The organism is Nocardioides sp. OK12 (assembly GCF_024341885.1).
GTDB classification, from domain to species: Bacteria; Actinomycetota; Actinomycetes; order Propionibacteriales; family Nocardioidaceae; genus Nocardioides; species Nocardioides marinisabuli.
Genome location: NZ_BNET01000009.1, coordinates 1 through 23067 on the forward strand (window position 1 = coordinate 1; position 23067 = coordinate 23067).

At 74.3% G+C, this 23067-nt stretch carries 23 protein-coding genes; 11 read left to right on the forward strand and 12 right to left on the reverse strand.

Features of this window, described 5'->3' with window-relative positions; genetic code table 11:
- Positions 1 to 73: 73 nt before the first annotated feature.
- From OCU29_RS18655 to OCU29_RS18665, 3 genes are all read right to left on the reverse strand, one after another.
- The gene (locus OCU29_RS18655; protein ID WP_261821104.1) at positions 74 to 739 is read right to left on the reverse strand and encodes a hypothetical protein; all 666 of its coding nucleotides are present in this window, start codon (positions 737 to 739) and stop codon (positions 74 to 76) included.
- Entirely contained in the window at positions 727 to 1575 is an 849-nt protein-coding gene (locus OCU29_RS18660) for a YwqG family protein (protein ID WP_261821105.1), read from the reverse strand. The genes OCU29_RS18655 and OCU29_RS18660 overlap by 13 nt, the downstream gene beginning before the upstream one ends.
- Positions 1576 to 1675: 100 nt before the next feature.
- A complete protein-coding gene (locus OCU29_RS18665; protein WP_261821106.1) occupies positions 1676 to 2305 on the reverse strand; it encodes a YdeI family protein in 630 nt (209 codons plus the stop codon).
- Between the two features lie 93 nt (positions 2306 to 2398).
- Here OCU29_RS18665 and OCU29_RS18670 point away from each other — a divergent pair, with 93 nt between their 5' ends.
- Complete coding sequence (locus OCU29_RS18670; RefSeq protein ID WP_261821107.1) at positions 2399 to 3424, forward strand: SGNH/GDSL hydrolase family protein; 1026 nt, start codon at positions 2399 to 2401, stop codon at positions 3422 to 3424.
- Positions 3425 to 3434: 10 nt separating this feature from the next.
- On the opposite strand, the gene OCU29_RS18675 is transcribed toward OCU29_RS18670, so the two are convergent.
- A complete protein-coding gene (locus tag OCU29_RS18675; RefSeq protein ID WP_261821108.1) occupies positions 3435 to 4091 on the reverse strand; it encodes a histidine phosphatase family protein in 657 nt (218 codons plus the stop codon).
- 37 nt (positions 4092 to 4128) lie between these two features.
- Here OCU29_RS18675 and OCU29_RS18680 point away from each other — a divergent pair, with 37 nt between their 5' ends.
- Entirely contained in the window at positions 4129 to 4851 is a 723-nt protein-coding gene (locus tag OCU29_RS18680) for an SGNH/GDSL hydrolase family protein (RefSeq protein ID WP_261821109.1), read from the forward strand.
- Between the two features lie 134 nt (positions 4852 to 4985).
- Entirely contained in the window at positions 4986 to 6005 is a 1020-nt protein-coding gene (locus tag OCU29_RS18685) for a glycoside hydrolase family 26 protein (RefSeq protein ID WP_179616517.1), read from the forward strand.
- A 27-nt stretch (positions 6006 to 6032) separates the two neighbouring features.
- On the opposite strand, the gene OCU29_RS18690 is transcribed toward OCU29_RS18685, so the two are convergent.
- Positions 6033 to 6788: a sortase domain-bontaining protein gene (locus OCU29_RS18690; protein ID WP_261821110.1), complete on the reverse strand. Its 756-nt coding sequence runs from the start codon at positions 6786 to 6788 to the stop codon at positions 6033 to 6035.
- A 123-nt stretch (positions 6789 to 6911) separates the two neighbouring features.
- On the opposite strand from OCU29_RS18690, the gene OCU29_RS18695 reads away from it, so the two are divergent.
- From OCU29_RS18695 to OCU29_RS18710, 4 genes are all read left to right on the forward strand, one after another.
- On the forward strand, positions 6912 to 7133 hold the full coding sequence (locus tag OCU29_RS18695; protein ID WP_179616515.1) for a hypothetical protein: 222 nt from the start codon (positions 6912 to 6914) through the stop codon (positions 7131 to 7133).
- On the forward strand, positions 7130 to 7579 hold the full coding sequence (locus OCU29_RS18700; RefSeq protein WP_179616514.1) for a hypothetical protein: 450 nt from the start codon (positions 7130 to 7132) through the stop codon (positions 7577 to 7579). Before OCU29_RS18695 ends, OCU29_RS18700 begins: the two co-directional genes overlap by 4 nt.
- A gap of 26 nt (positions 7580 to 7605) precedes the next feature.
- Positions 7606 to 8691, forward strand: coding sequence for an alanine racemase (locus tag OCU29_RS18705; RefSeq protein ID WP_261821111.1), 1086 nt, complete (start codon positions 7606 to 7608; stop codon positions 8689 to 8691).
- 73 nt (positions 8692 to 8764) lie between these two features.
- Positions 8765 to 9499 carry a peptidylprolyl isomerase gene (locus OCU29_RS18710; RefSeq protein ID WP_261821112.1) on the forward strand — a complete coding sequence of 245 codons (735 nt, stop codon included), beginning with the start codon at positions 8765 to 8767 and terminating at the stop codon, positions 9497 to 9499.
- Positions 9500 to 9527: 28 nt separating this feature from the next.
- On the opposite strand, the gene OCU29_RS18715 is transcribed toward OCU29_RS18710, so the two are convergent.
- A complete protein-coding gene (locus OCU29_RS18715) occupies positions 9528 to 9992 on the reverse strand; it encodes an OsmC family protein (protein ID WP_261821113.1) in 465 nt (154 codons plus the stop codon).
- 112 nt (positions 9993 to 10104) lie between these two features.
- Here OCU29_RS18715 and OCU29_RS18720 point away from each other — a divergent pair, with 112 nt between their 5' ends.
- Positions 10105 to 10389, forward strand: a complete 285-nt coding sequence (locus OCU29_RS18720; protein WP_179616510.1) for a Fe-S cluster assembly protein HesB — start codon at positions 10105 to 10107, stop codon at positions 10387 to 10389.
- 51 nt (positions 10390 to 10440) lie between these two features.
- Here OCU29_RS18720 and OCU29_RS18725 read toward each other — a convergent pair whose 3' ends face one another.
- Complete coding sequence (locus OCU29_RS18725; protein ID WP_179616509.1) at positions 10441 to 10584, reverse strand: hypothetical protein; 144 nt, start codon at positions 10582 to 10584, stop codon at positions 10441 to 10443.
- 198 nt (positions 10585 to 10782) lie between these two features.
- Between OCU29_RS18725 and OCU29_RS18730 the strand changes: the two genes are divergently transcribed.
- Entirely contained in the window at positions 10783 to 11781 is a 999-nt protein-coding gene (locus OCU29_RS18730; RefSeq protein WP_179616508.1) for an NADP-dependent oxidoreductase, read from the forward strand.
- Positions 11782 to 11992: 211 nt separating this feature from the next.
- On the opposite strand, the gene OCU29_RS18735 is transcribed toward OCU29_RS18730, so the two are convergent.
- Both OCU29_RS18735 and OCU29_RS18740 read right to left on the reverse strand, forming a co-directional pair.
- Complete coding sequence (locus OCU29_RS18735) at positions 11993 to 13702, reverse strand: aminotransferase class V-fold PLP-dependent enzyme (RefSeq protein WP_261821114.1); 1710 nt, start codon at positions 13700 to 13702, stop codon at positions 11993 to 11995.
- Positions 13703 to 13790: 88 nt separating this feature from the next.
- Positions 13791 to 15593, reverse strand: a complete 1803-nt coding sequence (locus OCU29_RS18740) for a hypothetical protein (protein WP_261821115.1) — start codon at positions 15591 to 15593, stop codon at positions 13791 to 13793.
- A gap of 147 nt (positions 15594 to 15740) precedes the next feature.
- Between OCU29_RS18740 and pepN the strand changes: the two genes are divergently transcribed.
- Both pepN and OCU29_RS18750 read left to right on the forward strand, forming a co-directional pair.
- A complete protein-coding gene (gene pepN / locus OCU29_RS18745; protein ID WP_261821116.1) occupies positions 15741 to 18221 on the forward strand; it encodes an aminopeptidase N in 2481 nt (826 codons plus the stop codon).
- A 15-nt stretch (positions 18222 to 18236) separates the two neighbouring features.
- Positions 18237 to 19070, forward strand: coding sequence for a formate dehydrogenase accessory sulfurtransferase FdhD (locus tag OCU29_RS18750; RefSeq protein WP_261821117.1), 834 nt, complete (start codon positions 18237 to 18239; stop codon positions 19068 to 19070).
- A 91-nt stretch (positions 19071 to 19161) separates the two neighbouring features.
- Here OCU29_RS18750 and katG read toward each other — a convergent pair whose 3' ends face one another.
- From katG to OCU29_RS18765, 3 genes are all read right to left on the reverse strand, one after another.
- Complete coding sequence (gene katG, locus OCU29_RS18755; protein ID WP_261821118.1) at positions 19162 to 21381, reverse strand: catalase/peroxidase HPI; 2220 nt, start codon at positions 21379 to 21381, stop codon at positions 19162 to 19164.
- 88 nt (positions 21382 to 21469) lie between these two features.
- Complete coding sequence (locus tag OCU29_RS18760) at positions 21470 to 21871, reverse strand: Fur family transcriptional regulator (protein WP_218877250.1); 402 nt, start codon at positions 21869 to 21871, stop codon at positions 21470 to 21472.
- Positions 21872 to 21976: 105 nt separating this feature from the next.
- Positions 21977 to 22999, reverse strand: a complete 1023-nt coding sequence (locus tag OCU29_RS18765; RefSeq protein ID WP_261821119.1) for an NAD(P)/FAD-dependent oxidoreductase — start codon at positions 22997 to 22999, stop codon at positions 21977 to 21979.
- Positions 23000 to 23067: the final 68 nt, after the last annotated feature.

A 23067-nucleotide genomic window follows, 5' to 3' on the forward strand; every position in this document is an offset into this window, starting at 1 on the left:
ACCACCGGCCCCACTCAGCGATCGGCAAGGCGACACCCATCACCAGGTTGGACAACCTGGCTGGACATCACACCTAGGGCTGCTGGAGACGATCCAGCCACGGGTGGCCCGGCGCGGTCTGCTCGACCGCCCGCCGCAGCCACGCGCGCTTCTGCGACGTCAGCACCGGCAGGCACGCCTCCAGGTCGGGGTCGTCCTTGGCCCGCCCGAGCCGGGCCTTGTAGGACAGCACGATCTCGGGCGCCAGGTAGCGGATGCCGTCGTCGGCCACCCACGTCACGTCCTCGACCCGGGCGTCCTCACCGGGCAGGAACTTGTGGGTCCAGCGCCCGTCACGGTCCGGCGTCAGGGGCACGTCGACCACCCACGGGTCCGCCGCGCTCGCGCGCAGCCACAGCTGGCTGGCGGGGTCCTCGACGTCGGCCCACCGCTCCCCCAGCGGCCGCAGCACGCCGCCCGCGTTGCTCCAGACGTGCCAGCGTCCGCGCAGGTGCTCGACGAGGGCCGGCACGTCGCAGGCCAGGATCGAGACGTCGAGGTCCTCGTGCTCGCGGCGGAACCCGGTCGCCGCCTCCACCGCCCAGCCGCCGACCACCCACCACGGCCGGTCGAAGCCGGCCATCTCGGCGGCCATCTGCAGCGGCGTCAGCGGCGCCCACTCGCCGTACAGGCGCAGGAACGCCTCGTCGTCCGCCTGCTCCGCGGGGCTGCGGACGAGCGGGACCCTCAGCTCGCCCACTCCCACCACAGCCGCGAGACGTCACCCGCGGCCAGGGCCTCGGGGTCGCCGAAGAGGTGGGCGTTGCCGACGTCGCCCCACTCGAAGAGCCCGCCGGCCATGCCGACCAGCACCTGCGACGAGCCGTACGCCGGCACGTCGGGGGCGCCCTGCACGAACGACGGCCAGCCGCCGACGTGGACCCCGCTCCACCGACCGTGCTCGGCCACGGCCTGCTCGAGCGCCTCGACGAGGTCCTCGCGGGTCTCGAGCAGCTCCTCGAGCGCAGCGAACGCCTCCGGGGCGGCCGCCACGTCGTCGGCCAGGTTCTCCCAGCCCAGCGGCAGCGACCAGATGGACGTGAACTCCAGCGCCACCGGGTGCTGCGGGTCGGCCAGCGGTGAGTCGTCGCTGGTGAAGACCGGCGTCGTCGAGGTCACCTCGACCGGTCGCGCCAGCGCGGCGGCGTCGTACCAGCGGCACAGCAGACCGCGGGTCCCGGCGGTGTCGTCGAAGGTGAGCCCGTGGGTCGAGTCGTCACGCACGAACATCTGCAGCAGCCCCTCGCGCGGGAAGCCCGGCAGGGCGGGCACGTCGGCGAAGGCCACCTGCAGCACGAAGTGCATCGGCCACTCGTCCGGGTCGCGGGGCCACTCGGCGTCGTCGGGCAGGAAGGGGTGCCCCCCGACGTAGGAGCCGGTCACGGGCGGCGCCACCGGCGTACGCCGGCGCAGGACGCCGGTGCGCTCGGTGTCCTCGCTGACCAGCCCGGCCGCACACGGGCGCAGCAGCGAACGCACCCCCGAGCCGGGCGGTGCCGCCGCCACCAGCGCGTCCAGCGCCTCCGCGTAGCCCACGCCGCTCCCCTCCCACGCACGGACCGGTGCCGCACGGGCGGCCCAGCATCGCAGCGGGCGCCTCCCCTGTCACCCACCCCGTCACTCACCGGGGTCCGGTTCAGCCCTGCGCGCGCTCCCCCACCGCCGCCCGGTCGGCCACCGCCGCGACCCGGCGGGCCCGGGTCTCCGGGCGCACGGCGCTGATCACCCACCACAGCATCGCCTTGCGGGCACTGGGCGGGAAGCCGTCCCACGCGACGCGGGCCGCCGGCGCTGCGTCGAGGGCGGCGGCCAGGTCGTCGGGCTCGACCAGGTCCTCCACCGGGTCGAGCACCGTCCACCAGCCGTTCGCGCGCGCCACCTCCACGGCCCGGCGCCCGGCGTCGGTCATCAGGCCCGCGGCCTCCAGGTCGGTGACCCGCTGCCGGTTCAGCCGGGTCCACGTGCTCCTCGCCCGGCGCGGCGTGAGCAGCTGCAGGCTCCGCTCGTCGTCGAGGTTGGTCATCGTCGAGTCGATCCAGCCGAAGCACAGCGCCTCCTCGACCACCTCGGGGTAGGGGCACCGCGGCCTGCCCGTCGCGCTGCGCCAGGAGCACAGCCACACCCCCGGCGCCACGCCGTGGTGCTCGGCCAGCCAGGCGCGCCACTGCGCGCGGGTCTCGGCGTGGAAGACCGGGTAGTCGAACCTCCAGGTCGCCGGGTGCTCCGACGACGACTGCGGTCCCCCCGCCTCCGGGTCTGCTGCCACCGCTCCAGCCTAGGCCCGTCGGATACCCCGTGTGGTACCTATGGGTGACCCGGGTCACATCGGGGTGACCCTGTCTCGGATCGGAAGTCTCACGTGGCTGCTCGTCCCACCGGCCGCGCCCTCCGGCGCGCCGCCCTGCCCCTCGCCGTCCTCGGCGCCCTGCTCTCCCCCGGGGGTCCCACGACCCCGGCCGTCTCCGCCGACCAGGCCGGGCCGTCGTACGTCGCCCTCGGGGACTCCTACTCCTCGGGCACCGGCACCCGCTCCTACGTCGCCGACGGCACCGACTGCCTGCGCTCGACCAAGGCCTACCCCAGCCTGCTGGCGGCCCGTCGCGGCTACTCGCTCAACCTGCGCGCGTGCTCGGGCGCGGTGGTCGCCGACGTGACCGCGGCCCAGCTCGGCGCGCTCAGCGCCTCGACCGCCTACGTCACCATCTCCGTGGGCGGCAACGACGCCGGGTTCGCCGACGTGCTGACCACCTGTGCCACGCCGTGGTGGATGGCCAGCTGCACGAAGGCCGTCGACGGGGCGCGCAGCTTCATCAACACCACCCTGCCCGGGCGGCTGTCCACCCTCTACTCCCAGATCCGCACCCGTGCACCGCAGGCGCGCGTGGTGGTCGCCGGCTACCCACGCATCTTCGGCGACGAGGACTGCAACGCGCTCACCTTCTTCTCCGCCTCCGAGCGCGCCCAGCTCAACGCGACCGCCGACCTGCTCAACCAGCGGCTGCGCGAGCAGGCCGCGGCCCGCGGCTTCGGCTTCGCCGACCCGACCAGCCGCTTCGTCGGCCACGCTGTGTGCGCCGACACCGAGTGGCTCAACGGCCTGTCCTACCCGGTCGTCGAGAGCTACCACCCCAACGTCCCGGGCCACGCCCAGGGCTACCTGCCCGCCGTCGAGGCCCAGGTGCCCGCCGGGACCGCCCGGCCCACCGGGGAGCGCCGGGTCCCGGCCGCCGAGATCGCCCGCAGCCAGCGGCCGTACGCCGACCTCGACGCCGGCATCGAGCCCGCCGTGGTGCTCGCACCCGACCTCGACAGCCGCCGGGCCCGACGGGCCGCCGACCGGGCGGGCGTCGACATCGAGCGGTGGCGGGCCCGCCAGCAGCGCTGAGGCCCGCGCCTCAGGGCGCGTCGAGGTGCCGCACGTCGCCAAGCACCTCGACGCGCCGGTCACCGGTCGCCGGGTCCTCGCGCAGCGTGGTGATGCTGCCCGGCGGCGTCCGGAAGCGCACCCTGCCCACCACCTCGAGCGGCAGCCCCAGCCAGGCCGTCACCACGTAGGTCGCGGCTCCCCCGTGGGTGACCACCACCAGGTGCTCGGGAGCCGCGGCCAGGTGGCGCTGCACCGCGGCGTGCACCCGGCCCACCACCTGCGCACGCGTCTCCGAGCCTGGGACGCCGTCGTGGTGGTGCAGCGCGTCGTCACCGGGGCCCGGCGGGCGCCACGGGTGGGTGCCGACCGGGTGACCCTCGGCCTCGCCGTAGGACTGCTCGCGGAGGCCGGCGTCGAGATCGACCGCCGGCGCGCGACCGGCGACGCGGGCCAGGGCGCCCGTCACCGCCTCGGCGGTGCGTCGACAGCGCCGCAGGTCCGAGGAGACGACCGCGACCCGCTCCCCCGACCCGAGCGGCGGCGCCAGGGCGGTCGCGAGCGCGGCAGCCACGGCCGCTGCCTGCGCCTCGCCGCGCGCGGTGAGCGCGGCGTCGTACCAACCGCCGACCAGGCCCTCGACGACGTGGGTCGCCTCGGGGTGGACCAGCAGGTGCAGCGTCACCATGGCGACCTCTCGTGGGGGTGTCGGACATGATCGTCACATGAGCCGACCGCCCGCCTACGCCAACCGCACCGGCCGACCACCCGGCCGCACCGTGCGGGCCCTGGGCGTCGTGGTGCCGGGTGTCGCCCGGGTGCGCCGGCAGGCCGAGCCGTACGCCGACGCCTGGCACGCGCGCTCCCGCGAGGCGGCGCTCGCGCCGGGGCGGCGCTGGGTGGTCCTCGGCGACTCGATGTCGCAGGCGATCGGCGCCGAGGGCCCCGACCGGGGCTGGGTCGACCAGCTCCTCGGCCGGCTCGGGCCGGCGGGCGCGGACCTGCAGGTGGTGAACCTGTCGGCCACCGGCGCGCGGGTGCCCGACGTCGTCGACCAGCAGCTGCCGGCCTGGGCGGCGCTGCCGGCCGCGCTCTCGCCCCTGCCCGACCTGGTCACGGTGATGGTCGGCTCCAACGACCTCTTCAGCGGCGCCCGGCACCGCACCCGGCTGCCCGACGCCATGGCCGAGCTCGTCTCGCGGCTGCCGCGCGGCAGCGTGGTCACCACGCTCCCCCAGCCCCGGGCCGCGGCCAGGCTGGCCAACCGCCACCTCGACGAGGCGGCGCGCCGCGGGCACCTGCGGGTCGTCGACCTGCGCACCGACGGGCCCGCCTCGTGGCGCGGCAAGCTGGCCGCCGACTTCTTCCACCCCAACGAGGCGGGCTACGCCGCCCTCACCGACGCCTTCGAGCCGGTGGTGCGCCAGGTGCTGCGCGCGGATCTGTGACGCACCGCTTACTAAAGTTTTCTGCAAGGTGAGCGCAAGGTCACCTCAAGGCCCCACCATGGTGTCCGTCGTGGTCCCCCGCCACGACGCGCCGCCCCACGGCGACGTCCACGATCCACCCCCGAGGATCCCCGATGTCCGAGCTCTCCCGTCGTCCCGACCGCTCCCGCCTCAGCCGCGCCGGCACCGCGGTCGTCGCCCTGGCCGTGGCCTCGCTCGGCATCCTGCTGCTCTCGGCGCCCGCCGACGCGGCCCGCCCGCGCAAGGCCCCGGCGCGCGCCGCCGCCGCTCCCCAGCCCACCGAGCGCCTGCTCGGGGTGGCGGTGCCCGGTGCGCCCACCGACCTGCGCGAGTACGAGGACCTCGGCAACGCCCTGGGCCGTCGCCCCGAGCAGGTCACCTTCTACGCGGCTTGGGCCACCGTGCCCGACTTCCCGGCCGCCGACGCCGCCCGCATCGCCGCGGCCGGGGCGGTGCCCGAGCTGACCTGGGAGCCGTGGGACCCCGCGGCCGGCACCACGCAGCCGGCGTACGCGCTCGACCGGATCGCCGCCGGCGCCCACGACGCCTACCTCAAGCGCTGGGCGCGCCAGGTGCGCTCCTACGGCGCCCCGCTGGTGATCCGGATGGCCCACGAGATGAACGGCTCCTGGTACCCCTGGGCCGAGGGCGTCAACGGCAACGAGGCCGGTGACTACCGCGCCGCCTGGCGCCACGTCGTCAAGGTCTTCCGCGCCCAGCGCGTCACCAACGTCTCGTGGTTCTGGGCCCCCAACGTGCCCTTCCACGGCTCGGTGCCGCTGGCCGGCCTCTACCCCGGCGACGACGTGGTGGACCGCGTCGGCCTCGACGGCTACAACTGGGGCACCACCCAGTCGTGGTCGAGCTGGCAGAGCGCCGAGCAGGTCTTCGGCCCCGGCCTCGCCGAGATCTCCGCCTTCACCTCGCGCCCGTTCTTCATCGGCGAGGTCGGCAGCGCCGAGCAGGGTGGCGACAAGGGCGCCTGGCTGCGCGACATGTGGGCCTGGCTCGACCGCACCCCCGCGGTGCGCGGGCTGACCTGGTTCCACTTCGACAAGGAGGCCGACTGGCGGATCTGGAGCAGCCCCGGCTCCTTCGAGGCCTTCCGGGCCGGGTACGCCGCCTTCCGCTGAGCAGGCGGGCCCCGGGGCCGGGCGTCCTCAACCGCCGGCGGGCACGATCCGGCGCAGCACACCGATCTTGTCGATGCGGTGCTCGGGGTTGCCGAACCGGTCGGACCAGTAGTTGCCCTCGGCGTGGTCCTCCAGGGTGCGGCAGGTCGACAGCACGATCATCGCCTGGGTGGGCTCGACCCCCGGGCGCCCCGGCACCGCCGCGCGCTGCTCGCGCAGCGAGCGGGCCGAGCGGAAGGAGGTCGTGCGGGTGCCGGTGATCTCGTAGACGTAGCGGGTGCCGAGGGCCTCGACGTGCACCCGGTCGCCACGCACCAGAGAGGGCAGCTCGCGGAACACCCCGCCCGCCGAGAGCCGGTGCCCGGTGACCTGGAAGCTGCCCACCCCGCCCGGGCCCACCCCGCCGCCGGGACCGTGGGGGCTCGCCGCGACCCCGCCGTCCTGGATCCGGCTGCCGGGGGCGTCGTCGGTGACGCCGCGGTAGGGCAGGACGGCCAGGTCGGTGATGCCCAGCCGCGGGATCGACAGGGCGGCGCGCACCGGTCGCCCGTCGGAGGCGAGCACGGGCTCCTCGGGCTCCAACGTCGCCGCGGGTTCCAGCCTCGCCTCCGGGGTCGCCTCCGGGGTGGCCTCCGGGGTGGCCGCGGGGGTCGTCTCGGGGGTCGCCGCAGGCTCGGGGTCCGCGGGGCCCGCGCAGCCGGCGGCGCCCAGCAGCGCGCCGGCCAGCACCGCCAGCACCACCGGCGCCGGCGCACGCCGCGACGTACCGGCTGCGGGCCTCATGGCCTCCACGGTAGGTCGCGGCCCCCAACCGGACCTCGCAGCCGGACCTCGCAGCCGGACCTCTTGGCCGGACCCCCCTGCAGGGTGGTGGGCGGCGCGTCCGCGCGACGTACGTTCACGGTCATGAGCGACAACAACCTCACGTCCGAGCAGGTCACCGCCGTCCAGGCCGTCGTCGACCGCGTCAACAGCTACCAGGAGAGCGCCCCCGAGGGCACCGTGGAGGCCAACCTGCGCGAGGGCCTCGCCGAGGCCGGCGTGCAGCTCAGCGACGACCAGGTCTCCGCCCTGACCCACGAGATCGAGGCCAACGGCTCGGCCGACGCCGGCCAGGTCCTGCGGTGAGCGACCGCCCCGACGCCGAGCACCAGCGCCCCGACGGCACCGACGACAAGACCGTCGAGGCGCTGGGCAAGGTCTCGGAGGCGCTCGAGGCGATCGAGATCGCGCGCGGGCACCTCTACACCTTCCACCGCCTCTCCGGCACCGCCGACCTGACCCTCGGCGAGGGCGTCGAGCAGCTGCGCGAGGCCGGGCACACCGAGCTGGCCGACCTCATCGACCGTGAGCTGGTGGGGCGCAACGTGCTGGACGGCCGCTGGACCTTCCAGGTCATGGAGGAGTACGACGACGGCTACTACGCCGACTTCAAGCGCCTCGAGAAGCAGGCGCGCGACGAGCTCGTCGGGGGCCGCCGCCACCTCTACGAGGCGGAGATGAAGGAGGACCGGCGCACCCACGGGCTGCCCCACCACACCGCCCGGCCGGGCGTCACCCCCGGCGCCGAGTGAGAACCGCCGCGACCTAGGCTGCGGGCATGCCCGTGCCGACCCCGCACCTGCGTGTGGACCTCGACCGGCTGCGCCACAACGTACGCCGCGCCGCCGACCACGCGGCGGCTGCGCGGGTGGCCCTGCGCCCGCACGTCAAGACTCACAAGAGCATCGAGATCGCCCGCCTCCAGCTGGTCTCCGGGGCGCGCGGGATCACCGTGGCCACGGTCGGGGAGGCCGAGGCCTTCGCGCGGCTCGGGTGCACCGACGTCTTCATCGCCTACCCGGTCTGGGTCGACGACGACCGCGCCGCCCGGCTGCGCGACCTCGCCGAGATCGCCCGGGTGGCGGTCGGCGTCGACTCGGCGCAGGGCGCCGCCAACACCGGGCGCCGCCTGGGCGGCACCGGCATCGAGGTGCTCGTCGAGATCGACTCCGGGCACCACCGCACGGGCGTCGCCCCCGAGCTGGCCGGCGTGGTCGCGCAGGCCGCGCGCCGCGCGGGACTGCCGGTGCGCGGGGTCTTCACCTTCCCCGGGCACGGCTACGCACCCGGGGCGGTCGCCGAGGTCGCCGCCGCCGAGGCGCACTCGCTGCGGGTGGCCCGGCGCTCGGTGGAGGCCACCGGCCTGCCCGTGCGCGTCGTCTCGGGCGGCTCCACCCCCACGCTCGCCGCCAGCCTGTCGGGCCCGCGGGCCTACGGCGACGACGACGACACCGCCGAGTTCGAGCTGCGCCCCGGCGTCTACGTCTTCGGCGACGCCCAGCAGTGGGAGCTCGGCACCTGCAGCCCCGACGACATCGCCCTGACCGCGCGCGCCACGGTGGTCAGCGTGGCCGGGGGCCGGGTCGTGCTCGACACCGGCAGCAAGGTGCTGGGGGCCGACCGGGCGTCGTACGCCAGCGGCTTCGGGCGCCTGCTGCACCGCCCCGACGCGCGCATCCTGTCCCTCTCGGAGCACCACGCCGTCGTGGACGCGGGGCCCGGACGCGCCCCGCGGCTGGGTGAGCAGCTCGACGTGGTGCCCAACCACGCCTGCGCCGCGGTCAACCTCGCCGACGAGCTCTGGGTCGAGGAGGCCGGCGGGCTGCGGCCCTGGCCGGTGACCGCCCGGGGCCTGAACTCCTGAGCGCCCCCGGGTCCCACCGGGTCGCAGCGGGTCGCTCAGGTCCCGCTCAGACGCCTCACCTACGATGCACGCCATGCTGACCCGACCCCTCGCCACCATGGCCGTCCTGGCCTGCGTCGGCGCCCTCGCCGCGTGCGGCTCCGAGAACGACTCGTCCGCCTCCGACTCCCCCACCACCGAGAGCGGCCAGAGCCCCGAGGCCTCCTCGGGCGAGGCCGGCGACACCGGCTCGTTCGGCCCCGCCGCGGAGGGCGAGTGCGCCTACGTCGAGGACGGCAACCCCTCCAAGGACGTCGACCTCCCGCCCGCCGACCCGACCGTCGAGGGCGAGATCCAGGTGACGATGGCGACCAGCATCGGCGACCTCGAGGCCACCCTCGACGCCTCCAGCACCCCGTGCACGGTCGGCTCCTTCGTCTCCCTGGCCGAGCAGGACTACTTCGCCGGCACCACCTGCCACCGCCTCACCACCCAGGGCATCTTCGTGCTCCAGTGCGGCGACCCGACCGCCACCGGCACCGGCGGCCCCGGCTACACGATCCCCGACGAGCTCAGCGGCGAGGAGACCTACCCCGCGGGCACGCTGGCGATGGCGAAGACGCCGTACCCCGACTCGGGCGGCTCGCAGTTCTTCATCGTCTACGAGGACACCCCGCTGCCGGCCCAGTACACCGTCTTCGGCACCGTCGACGCCGCCGGGGTGAAGGCTGTGGCCCAGGCCGCCGCCGACGGCGCCGACGACAGCAACGGCCCCGGCGACGGCGCCCCCAACACGGCCGTCGACATCGAGGGCGTCACCGTCGGCTGAGGCCGGGCGGCCCCGGGCCCGGGCGCGCTCAGTCCTGGTCGGCGGTGCGGTAGCGCACCTGGTCGCCCACGGTGATCGTGCGGCCCACGGTGCACAGCCGGTCCTGGACCTGCTGCACCGTGCGCGGCACGACGGCGCGCGCGGCGTCACCCTCGGGCCCCTCGGGGAACTCGATCTCGAACGTGACGGTGATGCCGGTGACCCGGTTGCCGCCCTCGTCACGGATCTTGTGGCCCTCGGCGTGCGCGGCGAAGGCCGTCGGCTCGGCGCGCTTGCCGGTCACCAGCGTCAGGTCGATGGCGCCGCAGCCGGCCACGGCGGCCAGCATCAGCTCGACAGGCGTGAAGTCGGGGTCGTCGCCGTGCCCGATGGGCAGCACGCCCCCGCGACCGTTGGTGGCCTTGAACCGCTCGGGCCCGATCTTGACCAGGTCGACGCTGCGCAGGGTCTCGGGACCGGTCTGGGGGCTGGTGCGGGGTTCGTCGTCGCTCATGGCCCCACCCTCCCACGACCGACACGCCCGGGATCGCCGCCGACTTGAAGCTCGGCGACGTGTCGGGTTGTGTGGAGGACTTCTGCACCCCACCTGAGGAAAGCGAGTCCACATGCTCACCCTCACCGAGAACGCCACCACCATCGTCAAGGAGATCGCGTCCCAGGACGGCCTCCCCGACACCGCCGGGCTCCGCATCACCTCGGAGTCCGAGACCGACCCCAGCTTCGCCGTCACGGCCGCTGACGCCGGCCAGCCCGGCGACCAGGTCGTCGAGCAGTCCGGCGCGACCATCTACCTCGACGAGTCGGCCGCGGTCATGCTCGACGACAAGGTGCTCGACGCCGCCGTCGACCCGACCGGCAAGGTCGAGTTCGCACTGGGCCTGCAGCAGTAGCCCCAGAGCCCCGAACGTCACGAGAGCCCCGGACCGACTGGTCCGGGTCGCTCAGCGACCGAGCAGGCGGCGGGTCAGCCGCTTGGGGCGCTGGGCCTCGACGGCCAGCTCGACGTTGCGCAGCAGTGCGTGCTCCTGGTCCGGGCGGCGCCGTCCGGCGGCGATGCCGTTGGCCAGGTCCAGCTGCGTGCTCATGATTCTCATCCCTCTCGGCCCATCTCGGACCAGGTCTCGTGGTGCGGTTCCATGACCGATCCGGTCATGAGTCATCCTCTTTGACGACGCTTACACTGTAGCGGTCGCTACACATGGACCCGTCTTTGCCGACGCTGTGATCTCACGCACCCCCCGGCGCGACCCGGGCCCGCCCGGCGCCCTGGCAGGATCGGGGGCATGAGCACCCCCACCCGACAGATCCAGCTGACCGCCCGCCCGCACGGGGAGCCGGTGCCCACCGACTTCCGCACCGTCGAGACCGAGCTGCCCGCCCCCGGCGCCGGCGAGGTCCTGGTGCGCAACACCTTCCTCTCCGTCGACCCCTACATGCGCGGCCGGATGAACGACACCAAGTCCTACGTGCCGCCGTACGCCCTCGACGCGCCCATGGAGGGCGGCGCCGTCGGCGAGGTGGTCGAGAGCAACGACGAGTCGCTGTCGGTCGGCGACACCGTGCTGCACATGGCCGGCTGGCGCGAGCACGCCGTGCTGCCCGCCTCGGCGGCGCGCAAGGTCGACACGTCCGCGATCCCCGCCTCCGCCTACCTCGGCGTCCTCGGCATGCCGGGCCTGACGGCGTACGTCGGCCTGACCCGGGTCGCGCAGATGGCGGAGGGCGACGTCGTCTTCGTCTCCGGCGCGGCCGGGGCCGTCGGCTCGCTGGCCGGCCAGATGGCCCGCCACCTCGGCGCCTCGAAGGTGATCGGCTCGGCCGGCACCCCGGAGAAGGTCCGCTGGCTGACCGAGGAGCTCGGCTTCGACGCCGCCTTCGACTACCACGACGGCCCGGTGCACAAGCAGCTGCGCGAGCACGGCCCCATCGACGTGTACTTCGACAACGTGGGCGGCGACCACCTCGAGGCCGCCATCGGCGCCATGGCCGACTTCGGCCGGGTGGCGGCCTGCGGCGCGATCGCCAGCTACAACGCCACCGAGGCTCCCAGCGGCCCGCGCAACATGATGATGCTGGTGCAGAAGCGCCTGACGCTGCGCGGCTTCATCGTCAGCGACCACGCCGAGGCCGCCGGCGAGTTCTACCGCCGCGCCGGCCAGTGGGTCGCCGACGGCGAGCTGGTCGCGCGCGAGACCGTCACCGAGGGCCTCGACAGCACCGTGGACGCCTTCCTCGGCCTGCTCTCCGGCGCCAACACCGGCAAGATGGTCGTGCGCCTCTGACGGCCGAGCGGTCACTTTTGAACCATCGAGCGGTCGGTTTTGACCCACCTAGCAGTCAGCTACGAACCCCCGGCGGGTCGGCGGCGTACCCACCGCGACGGCGTACGCCGGGGGTACGCCGGGGGTGGCGGGACGGTCCGGACCTGACCTGACCGGTGGGCGGTTCAAAGGTGACCGGTGGGTGGTTCAGAAGTGACCGCTCGGCCGACGTTCAGGCCAGGCACTCCGGCGGCAGGTCGAACCAGCGCAGGTGCTCGAAGTCGGCGGAGACCTGCCCCGGGTGGTCGGTGAGATCCGGGAGGTCGCGCTCGGCGGCGAGCACCTCGCGCGCGTCGCGCAGGTGCTCGGCAAGCAGCTCCTCTCCCCCGCGCTCGCGGTGCTGCGGCATGTGCGGCACCCCGCCGGCGTACGAGACCTGGCGCAGCGAGAGGGGCGGCTCGACGAGGCCGTCGCGGTGGCGCCACAGACCGGTGGCGACCTCGAAGCGGTAGTCGCCCAGCAGCCGCCAGCCGTCGCGGGCGACCATCCGCACCGCCTCGACCAGGTAGTCGACGACCGTGTCGGAGACGAAGTAGTTGAAGTTGATGCGCACCCAGCCGGGCTTGATGCCCTCGCACCCGCCGGCGATCTCGCGCTCGAACTCGTGGGAGCGCTCGAGGTCGATGCCCAGCAGGCGGTGCCCGTAGGGGCCGGCGCACGAGCAGCCGCCGCGCGACTGGATGCCGAAGAGGTCGTTGAGCAGCGCGACCACGTAGTTGTGGTGCAGGTAGCGCCCCGAGGGCGAGCGCACGACGAACGAGACGATCGAGAGCCGCTGGGCGTCGAGGCTGCCGAGCAGCTCCAGCGCCGGCTCGTCGCGCCAGGCGCCCACCGCGCGGGAGAGGTGGCGCTCCTCCTGCTCACGGATCGTGTCGGTGCCCACGGCCTGCTTGAGGCCGAAGACCAGGCCGGCGCGGATCGACTCGATGATGGCCGGGGTGCCGCCCTCCTCGCGGTGCGTGGGGTCGGCGAGGTAGCGGTGGTCGTCGTCGTTGACGTAGGCCACGGTCCCGCCCCCGGGCACGTCGGGCACCCGGTTGCCGAACAGCTCGCGGCGCGCCACCAGCACCCCGGGTGTCGACGGGCCGCCGATGAACTTGTGGGGGGAGATGAACACGGCGTCCTTGTAGGACAGCGGGCGCCCGGCGAGCGAGCCCATCTCGATGTCGACGTACGGCGCCGCCGCGGCGAAGTCCCACAGCGACAGCGCGCCGTGCTCGTGGAGCACCTCCGCGATGCCCGCGGTGTCGGAGAGGATGCCGGTCACGTTGCTGGCCGCCGAGAACGACCCGATCAGCAGCGGCCGGTCGGCGTGCTCCACGAGGCGCTCGCGCAGGCAGGCCTGGTCGATGTGGCCGTCGGCGTCCTCGGGGATCACGACGACGTCGGCGATGGTCTCGCGCCACGGCACCTCGTTGGAGTGGTGCTCGTAGGGCCCGACGAACACGACGGGGCGCTGCTCGGGCGCGATCCGGTCGGTGAGGTGGTGGGCGTCGTCGAGCACCGAGGGCACCCGCAGGCCCAGGACCCCGATCAGCTTGGCGATGGCACCGGTGCTCCCGGAGCCGGCGAAGAGCACCACCGTCGACTCGTCGCCGCCGCACGCCGCGCGGATCGTCTCGCGGGCCTCTTCGCGCAGCCGGGTGGTCTGCAGGCCGGTGCCGGAGGACTCGGTGTGGGTGTTGGCGTAGGCCGGCAGCACCTGCTCGCGCACGAAGTCCTCGATGAACGACAGGGCCCGGCCGGAGGCGGTGTAGTCGGCGTAGGTGACCCGGCGCGGCCCGTAGGGCGTGGCCATCACCTGGTCCTCGCCGATGACGGAGGTCCGCACCGTCTCCAGCAGCCGGTCCCGGTCCTCGCGCGCGCACTCCCCTGCTGACATGTCGCCAGCATAGGAACGGCGGGGCGGGACCAGTGGTCCCGCCCCGCCGTCCTGTCCTGTTGCTGCCCGGGTGCTGCTCAGGGGCTGCTCAGCAGCCGCGGCACCCGCGCGTGCCGCCCGAGCCCGTGACCTGCACCGAGAAGCTCTTCTGCCCCTCGACGACGGTGCTCTGCGGACCGGCCAGCTGCTCGAGCCGGCCGCCGTTGCGGCGCAGCCGCAGGTCGAAGACCACGTCGTCGTTGCGCGGCGAGGACTCGACGGCCTCGACCACGTCGGCGACCGACTTGGCCCGGTAGAGGTTCGTCCACGACCACGCGCCGCCCATCACGTTGAGGTAGCCCGAGCGGGCGCTCTTGGCGATGGGGGTGGTGAGGGGCGCGTAGCTGATCGAGTCGTCGTCGGCCTTGAGGACCGCGCGCACGCGCAGCGTGCGCCCGGCCTGGGCCACGACGCCGCGCCGGCGGTTGCTGACCTTGACCCACTCACCGCCGCGCTTCTGCTCCAGGCCGGTGACCCGCAGGGTGCCGGTCTCGTCGGTGACCACCGAGTCGAGGTCGACCGAGTCGACGTCGGCGTCGGGGATGTTCGACAGGGCCCACACGATGTCGCCGATGTCCCAGACCGGGGCGAAGGTGACGTCCCGGGTGTCGACGAAGACGTCGGACAGGTCGATGGTGAACGGCGCGCCGTCCTCGTCGGTGCCCCGCACCAGCATCTGCAGCGAGTCGGTGCCGCCGATGATCCCGTCGATGACCCGGTCGTGGTTGGCCACGTGCTGGGCGAAGGTGACCTCGGCGGCCCACTCCGAGACGTAGGCGTCGCTGGCGCCGGTGCGCTCGCGGGCGCCGTACTGCACCGCGGAGGTCACCGTCATCGCCTCGGGCAGCGCGCCGAACGTGCCGGTGATGCCGGCCAGCCGGTCGTCGGTGACGGTGCCCACCGCAGGGCTGATGTTGGCGACCTTGAACGGCGCCCCCAGCGACTCGGGCTGCACGAACAGCGCGTCGGCCGGGTGCAGGCCCAGGGTGGTCTCGCCCAGGAAGCCCATCGGGTGCCCGAAGCCGACGACCTCGCTGCCGCACACGGAGGTGACGGTGCCGACGCCGGCGTAGGTGATGTCGCCGTAGGAGAAGGAGGCACCCATGTTGCCGCCGGCGACCAGGTCGTCCACGCCGGCGCGGGAGGCGTCGTCGCGCCCGCCCCGCACGGCGCTCATCTCGTCGCTGCGGAAGTAGCGGGCCTTGCGCTCGACCGCGGCCTCTCGGGCCTGCTTCAGGCGGCTGCCGGCGATGCCGGACACCCCGACGGGCAGCCGCAGCTGTGAGAAGCCCTCCTCGACCTGCGCACGCGTGGAGCCCGAGCTGCGGGCGATGTCGCGCGCCTCGGTGCCGTCGACGCGCACCCGGCGCGGTGCGGCGGTGTCGAGGTAGTCGTCCATCTCGCTGAAGGGGGTGACGCCGGCGATCGGCGAGGGGCCCCAGGAGAGCCCGTAGGCGATGGCGCCGACGAGGTTGCCGTCGGCGGGGTCGCCGACGTAGACCGGCGAGCCCGACATGCCCTGCCAGATCCCACCGGCCCGCGACATCGCGGACCCGGCGTCGGGGTCCTCGAAGTCGACGACGAGCATGTCGAGACCGACGGCGATGCCGTCGTCGATCACGCCGATCACCGTGCCGGTGAACGCCTGCGGCGTGGTGCCGCGGACCACGCTGAGCGCGGTCAGGGTGTCACCCTCGGCCAACGTCGAGACGTCGACCGGGGTGGCGCAGTCGGGCGCCGGCGCGGACTGAGCGGGCCCGGAGGAGAGGGCGAGCCCCGAGATCATCAGTCCGAGCGCGGCGGTGGTGGACGCCAGGGCCTTTCCCTGGCGCGTGCTGGATGAACGCTTCATCGCGTGTGGTTCCTCCCGTGAGGTGGGGGCGAACAGGACGCCCCTCGCTCATGTTGACGCCGCCGCCCCCGATTTGGTTGCCGCCGCCCCGCGATGCACCCCGAACCGTTACCGCGGTCGCGGCCGGGGCGCGCCTAAGGTGTGCTGGTGACCCACCAGCACCCCGCCACCGCCGCCCGTGGACTCCAGCGCAGCGAGGCGCTCGCGCGCGCCGAGCTGCTCGAGGTGACGTCGTACGACGTGACGCTCGACCTGGCCTCCTCGGAGGAGACCTTCGACTCCACGACCCGTCTCGACTTCGTCTCCCGCGGCGGCCGGACCTTCCTGGACCTCAAGCCGCGCGCGGTGCGCAGCATCCGCCTCAACGGCCGTCCCGTCGACGTCGACCTGCTCCAGCGCGGCCGGGTGCCGCTCGAGACCGTCGAGGGCCCCAACCAGCTGGTGGTCGAGGCCGTGATGGCCTTCCGCAACGACGGCGAGGGCCTGCACCGCTCGATCGACCCCGCCGACGGCCGCCACTACGTCTACGGCATGTCCTTCATGGACGCCGCGCCCAGCATCTTCGCCTGCTTCGACCAGCCCGACCTCAAGGCGCCCTACACCTTCCACGTGCGCGCCCCCGAGGACTGGGTCGTGGTCGGCAACGCCCCCGGCACCAACCCCGAGCCGGGCGTCTGGGAGCTCGAGACCAGCAAGCCCCTGTCGACGTACTTCGTCACCCTCGTGGCCGGGCCCTACCACCTGGTGCGCGACGAGCACGACGGCATCCCGCTCGGGCTCTCGTGCCGCCAGTCGATCGCCGCCGAGCTCGAGGCCGACGCCGACGAGCTGCTGACGCTGACCCGGCAGTGCTTCGACGAGCTGCACCGGCTCTTCGGCATCCGCTACCCCTTCGGCGACTACCACCAGGCCTTCGTGCCCGAGTTCAACGCGGGCGCCATGGAGAACCCGGGCTGCGTCACCTTCCGCGACCCGCTCGTCTTCACCAGCAAGGTCACCCGCGGGCAGCGGATCCAGCGCGCCAGCACCGTGGCCCACGAGATGGCCCACCAGTGGTTCGGCAACATCACCACCCCGCTGTGGTGGGATGACCTGTGGCTCAACGAGTCCTTCGCCGAGTACATGGGCAACCGGGTCACCGCCGACGTGACCGAGTACGACGACGCGTGGGTGCAGAACGCCTACGCCCGGCGCCAGTGGGGGCTGCTCGCCGACCAGCGACCCAGCACCCACCCCGTCGCCGGCAACGGCGAGGACGACGCGACCGCGGCGCTGCAGAACTTCGACGGCATCTCCTACGCCAAGGGCTCCAGCATCCTCAAGCAGCTCAACGCGACCATGGGCGACGAGGTGTTCCTGGCCGGGGTGCGCGACCACCTCCAGGGCCACTTCTACGGCAACGCGACGATGCACGACCTGCTGGCCAGCTGGACCCGCGCCGGGGCCGTCGACCTGGGCGCCTTCGCCGACAACTGGCTGGTCACCGCCGGCCCCGACCGGATCGTGCTCGACCGGGGGGCCGGGCGCCTGCTGCGCACCCCGCCGACCGGGCACCCCGCCGACCGGGCCCACACGCTGCGCGTGGCGACCCGCTCCCCCGGCGACGCCGGGTGGCAGGTCGACGAGCTGGTCGTCGACGCCGCCGAGACGTCGTACGACGCGCCGGCGGGGGCCGCGGTGCTCCTCGACCCCTTCGAGGACACCTGGGCGGTCACCGAGCCCGACGCGGTGACCACGGCGCTGCTGCCCGAGCTGGTCGCCTCCACCGGCGACCCGCTGCTGCGCGCGGGGATGTGGAACTCGGTGCGCAGCGCCTACCACCACGCCCACGTGGCGCCCGAGGCCGTGCTCGACCTGCTCGAGGCGTGGCTGCCCGCCGAGGACCAGGACGCGGCGCTGCAGTACACGCTGGGCTGGGTGCTGGCCAAGGTGGTGCCGCTGGCCGCCGACCCCGGGACCGCCGCGGCGCGGGTGCACACCGCCTCGCTCGCGGCCGCGCAGGCGGCCGAGCCCGGGTCGACGCTGCAGCTCGCGGCCTACCAGGCCGCGGTGTCCTCGTGCGCCGCCACCGACCTGCTCGAGGGGTGGCTGATGGGCCGCGACCTGCCCGCCGGGGTCGAGCTCGACCTGGCGCTGCGCTGGCGGGTGCTGGTGCGGCTGGCGGTGCTCGGCGCCGTCGACCGCGACGACCTCGACGCCCACCTGGAGGCCGAGCCGACCGCCGTCTCCCGCGTCGAGCACACCCGCGCGATCGCCTCCATGCCGACCGCCGAGGCGAAGGCCTGGGCCTGGGAGCGCTTCACCGGCGAGGCGACGGCCCCGAACTACGAGCTCGAGGCCGCCGGCGAGGGCATGTGGCGTGCCGGGCAGGACGAGCTGCTGGCGCCGTACGTCGCCCGCTACTTCGACGAGCTGCCCGGCACCGCCGAGGTGCACAGCGGCTGGGTGCTGGCCGACGTGGCCGAGGCGTTCTTCCCGCTCACCAGCCTCGACGACACGACGCTCGAGCGGGCGCGGGCCCTCATCGCGCGGCCCGACCTCGACTCCTCGCTGCGCCGCCGCGTCGTCGACACCACCGACGAGCTCGAGCACCGGCTCGCGGTCCGACGAACCTTCGCAGGGCAGTGACGTGACGGGGTTGACGTGACCGGGCTGGCCCGGCGGCCGGGCCCGACGGTCCGCACCCGCGTCACCGAGCACGTGGGCGACGAGGTCCGTCACCACGAGGACCGGCTGGCCACCGAGGAGCCGCTGGAGGTGCGCCTGGTCTGGCCGGGCGCACCGGCCCGGCGGGTGTGGGTCACGATGCGCACGCCCGGCCACGACTTCGAGCTGGCCGCGGGCTGGGTGCGCCACGAGGGGCTCCTCTCCCCCGGCGCCGGGCTGTCGGGCGTGGCCTACTGCACCGACGCCGACCTGACCCGCGAGCAGGAGCTCAACGTGGTGACGGTCGCCCTCGACGCACCGCCCGCCCGCGAGCCCGGGCAGCGCCACGACGGGCTCTCCGCGGGCTCCTCGGCCTGCGGGGTGTGCGGCGCCGACAGCGTGGCCGACGCCCTGTCGGTGACCGCCGACGCCCCCTGGACCGGCGCGCTGCCCCCGCCCGACGTCGTACGCCGCCTGCCCGACCGGCTGCGGGAGTCGCAGCGGGTCTTCGACCGCACCGGTGGCGTGCACGCCGCCGGCCTGGCGACCGCCGAGGGCGAGCTGCTCGTGGTCCGCGAGGACGTCGGGCGCCACAACGCCGTCGACAAGGTGACCGGTGCCCGGCTGCTGGCCGGCACATCGCCCGCCGAGGCCTGCCTGGTGGTCTCGGGTCGCGCCGGCTTCGAGCTGGTGCAGAAGGCGGTCTCGGCCGGGGTCGGCTCCCTGGTCGCCGTCGGCGCACCCACCTCGCTCTCGGCCCGCCTGGCCGCCGAGCACGGCCTCGCGCTCTGGGGCTTCGTGCGCGGCCAGCGCGCCGTGCGCTACTGCTGAGCCCCGCCGGACGCAGGCACCGGGCAGCACGCACAGGACCCCCGCCGCCTCACGGCGACGGGGGTCCGGGTGCTGCAGGTGGTGCGGTGCCTCAGCGGTCGAAGCGGTCGGCCTCCATGACCTTGTCCCAGGCCGCGACGAAGTCGTGGACGAACTTCTCCTTCGCGTCGTCGCTGGCGTAGACCTCGGCGAGGGCGCGCAGCTCGGAGTTGGAGCCGAAGACCAGGTCGGCGCCGGTGGCGGTCCAGCGGGTCTGGCCGGCGGCGTCGGCGATCTCGTAGACGTTCTCGTCGTCCTGGGAGGCCCGCACCTTGTTGCCGGGCGTGAGCAGGTTGACGAAGAAGTCGGTCGAGAGGACGCCCGGGCGGTCGGTCAGGACCCCGTGGCGCGAGCCGCCGACCGTGGCGCCCAGGCTGCGCATGCCGCCGAGCAGCACGGTCAGCTCGGGAGCGGTCAGGTCGAGCATGTACGCCCGGTCGACCATGAGCGCCTCGGCCGGGATCTTCTCGCCGTCGCGCAGGTAGCCGCGGAAGGCGTCGGCGCGGGGCTCGAGGAAGCGGAACGAGTCGGCGTCGGTCTGCTCGGCGCTGGCGTCGGTGCGCCCGGGACGGAACGGCACCTCGACCTCGACGCCACCCTCGCGGGCGGCCTGCTCGACGGCCGCGACGCCGCCCAGCACGATCAGGTCGGCCAGCGAGATCCGCTTGCCGCCCGACTGGGCGTCGTTGAACTCCTGCTGCACGCGCTCGAGGGTCGCCAGCGCGGTGGCCAGCTCCTCGGGCTCGTTGGCCGCCCAGTCCTTCTGCGGGGCCAGGCGGATCCGTGCGCCGTTGGCGCCACCGCGCAGGTCGGTCTTGCGGAACGACGAGGCGGAGGCCCAGGCGGTCGCGACCAGGCGCTGCGGGCTCAGGCCCGAGTCGAGCAGCGTCGCCTTGAGCGAGGCCACGTCGGAGTCGTCCACGAGCTCGTGGTCGACGGCCGGCACGGGGTCCTGCCACAGCTGCGCCTCGGGGACCCAGGGGCCGCGCAGCCGCTCGATCGGGCCCATGTCGCGGTGCAGCAGCTTGTACCAGGCGCGGGCGAAGGCGTCGGCGAACTCGTCGAGGTTCTCGTGGAAGCGGCGCGAGATCTTCTCGTACGCCGGGTCCATGCGCAGCGACAGGTCCGTGGTCAGCATCGTGGGCTTGCGCTTGGGCGAGTCCTCGGTCGGGCCGGGGATGATCGCCTCGGCGTCCTTGGCCTCCCACTGCCAGGCCCCGCCGGGGCTCTTGACGAGCTCCCACTCGTGGCCGAAGAGCATGTCGAAGAAGCCGTTGCCCCACTGGGTGGGGGTGGGCGTCCAGGTGACCTCGAGGCCGGAGGTGATGGCGTCGGCGCCCTTGCCGCTGCCGTACCCGCTGGTCCAGCCCAGGCCCTGCTCGGTGATCTCGGCCGCCTCGGGCTCGGGGCCGACGTGGTCGTCGGCCACGGCCGCGCCGTGGGTCTTGCCGAAGGTGTGGCCACCGGCGATGAGGGCGACGGTCTCCTCGTCGTTCATCGCCATCCGGCCGAAGGTCTCGCGGATGTAGTGGGCGGCCTTGAGCGGGTCGGGCTCGCCCTGCGGGCCCTCGGGGTTGACGTAGATCAGGCCCATCTCGGTGGCGCCGAGGTCCTCGACCATGGTGCCGTCGCCGGTGTAGCGGCCGTCGGCCAGCCACTCGTCCTCGGCACCCCAGAAGACCTCCTCGGGCTCCCACACGTCGGCGCGGCCGAAGGCGAAGCCGAAGGTCTCGAAGCCCATGTCCTCGAGCGCCACGTTGCCGGCGAGCACGAGCAGGTCGGCCCACGAGATCTTCTGGCCGTACTTCTGCTTGACCGGCCAGAGGAGGCGACGGGCCTTGTCGAGGTTGGCGTTGTCGGGCCAGGAGTTGAGGGGCGCGTAGCGCTGCATGCCCTGGCCCGCCCCGCCGCGACCGTCGAAGAGGCGGTAGGTGCCGGCGGCGTGCCAGCTCAGGCGGATCATCAGACCGCCGTAGTGGCCGAAGTCGGCCGGCCACCAGTCCTGCGAGGTGCGCAGCACGTCGACGACGTCGGCCTTGAGGGCGTCGACGTCGAGCTGCTCGAGGGCCTGGTTGTAGTCGAAGTCGGCGCCCAGCGGGTCGCCCTTCGAGGAGTGCACGCGCAGCGGGGACAGGTCGAGCCGGTTGGGCCACCAGTCCATGTTGGTGCGGGGGGTCACGCCCTCACGGGGCGTGGGGCCCGGGATGCCGGGGTTCTCGCTCTCGGTGCCGCCGTGCTTCTGGGTGGCGCTCTCCTGGGCGGCGCCGCTCACGGGGCACCCCTGCTGCTCGTTGGTCATTGACTGCCTTTCCGTACGGGTGCGCGCTCTGACATGTGTGCTGCGTTGATCTGGCGGTGGTTCAGGGTCCTGCGGTGGTGCAGTCGGGGCAGGTGCCCCAGTAGACGACCTCGGCCTCGTCGACCGCGAAGCCGTGGTGGTCGCTGGCGGTGAGGCACGGCGCCTCGCCGACGGCGCAGGCGACGTCGACGATCGCCGCGCAGCCGCGGCACACGAGGTGGTGGTGGTTGTCGCCCACCCGGGTCTCGTAGCGCGCCACCGACCCGGCGGGCTGGATGCGTCGCACCAGCCCGGCGGTGGTGAGCGCGCGCAGCACGTCGTAGACCGCCTGGTGGGAGACCTCGCCGAGGTCGGCCCGCACGCTGCGCAGGATCGTGTCGGTGTCGCTGTGCGGACGCTCCTGCACGGCCGTCAGCACGGCGACCCGGGGTCGGGTCACGCGCAACGAGGCGGCACGCAGCATCGCCTCGAAGGTGCCGGCGCCCGTGCCGGCAGGCACGTCCTCGGAGAGGGGCGCGGCGTCGCTGGTCGTCATGGCAGCGAGTATGCCCCACTTCTCTGGAATGGTTCAAGACAAGGCCTGCGCCGGGCGTGTCGGGGAGCCTCGGCCCAGGCGGCGCACCAGCGCGCGACCCAGGTCGCGACCGCTCAGCCAGGCGCCCTCGACCCGGGGCCGCGCCGACCAGGCGTCGCCGCAGACGCCCAGCAGGTCCTCGCCGAGCAGGTACGTCGCGTGCTCGCGCCCGCGCGTCGGGCGGGCCATGCTCCAGCGGTGCACGTGGGCGTGGCCCGGCTCCTGGGCGGCCCCCACCAGCCGGCCCAGCGCGGCCACCAGGGCGGGGCCGGCGCCGGCCGGGTCGTCGAGGTGCCGGGCGGCGAGCCGCGGCGTCGAGTGCGCGACCAGGACCGGGGCGTCGTCGCCACGGCGCCGACCGTCGTCGGCGATCCACGACAGGTCGGGGTCGTCGTTGACGAAGGCGCCGTGCGGCAGGTCGCGCCAGCACCGCTCGGCGTACGTCGCGGTGAGCGCCAGCACGGGCTCGAAGTCGACGTCGAGCGCGGCGTGCACGTCGGCGTGGGCGCTCGGGTCGAGCAGCCGGGCCGCCTGCGGGTCGGGCATCGCCAGCACGACCGCCGCGGCGGGCTCGCCGTCGACCTCGAGGCCGCCCGTCGCCGAGCGCCCTGCGCGCGCCACCTCGCGGCCCGGCACCACGTCGAGCCCCTCGGCCAGGGACTCCACCAGGCTGCGGATCCCGCCCGGGGTGCCCCAGCGCAGCGGACCCGACGTCACCTCCGGCTCCTCCCCGGGGGCCAGCACGCCGAACGTGTCGGTCCACGGCTGCGCCAGGCCGCGCTCGCGCCAGCCCTCGACCACGGCCGCGAAGTCGTCGTCCTCCACCGTCAGGTACGACGCCCCGATGTCGGCGGGCCTGCCCTCGAAGCGGCGGCTGGCCATCCGTCCGCCGAGGCGGCGCCCGCGGTCGAGCAGGCGCACCGCGACCCCGGCCTCGTGCAGCTCCCGGGCGCACGCCACCCCGCTGATCCCGGCACCCACCACGACGACCTGCTGCTGCGCCACCCGACCTGTCATGTGACCAGCCTGCCAGCGCACCCCCGGCGTGGGACCACCTCGTTGTCGGTGGCCCCTCCTAGCGTCAG